1 pseudogene is annotated in these 700 nt (G+C 61.4%); it reads right to left on the reverse strand.

Annotated features, from left to right (window positions below):
- A pseudogene (locus AWU74_RS07055) lies at positions 1-700 on the reverse strand (phosphoenolpyruvate carboxykinase (GTP)); the annotation flags it as partial.

Below are 700 nucleotides of genomic sequence, written 5' to 3' on the forward strand. Positions count from 1 at the left end.
GAGCCAGCCTTCGTCCCGCGCCAGCACCGACGCGATTCGGAGCGCGAAACACTTCTTGCCGAGCAGCGCGTTTCCGCCGTAGCCTGACCCATACGACCAGATTTCGCGCGTCTCGGGGAAGTGCGCTATGTATTTGTTCGCCATATCCGCGCAGGGCCACTGCCCCTTGTCGCTTTCGCCTGCGGCGAGCGGCTTGCCGACCGAGTGCAGGCACGGGATAAACTCGCCGCTTGTGCCGAGCGCGTCAAGCACCTTCGTGCCGACGCGGGTCATTATGTCCATATTGCAGGCGACATACGCCGAATCGGAAATCTCTATGCCGATTTTGGCGATATTCGAGCCGACCGGCCCCATAGAAAACGGGATGACGTACATGGTACGCCCCTTCATGCAGCCCGCGTACAAGCCGTTCAGCGTCTTTTTGAGTTCGTCGGGGTTAATCCAGTGGTTGGTGGGACCGGCGTCCGCTTCTTTTTTGCTCGCGATATAGGTGCGGTCTTCGACGCGCGCCACGTCGGACGGCTGCGAGCGGAACAGCACGCTGCCGGGGCGTTTCTTGAGCGGCGTGCCGAGGCCTGCGTCAACGAGGCTCTTCATCAGGCGGTCGTATTCCGCCTGAGAGCCGTCGCACACGTACACTTCGTCCGGCGCGCACAGCCTGGCGATTTCTTCAACCCACGCCTTTGCTTTCGGGTGCTTA

This window comes from Treponema endosymbiont of Eucomonympha sp. (assembly GCF_001028545.1).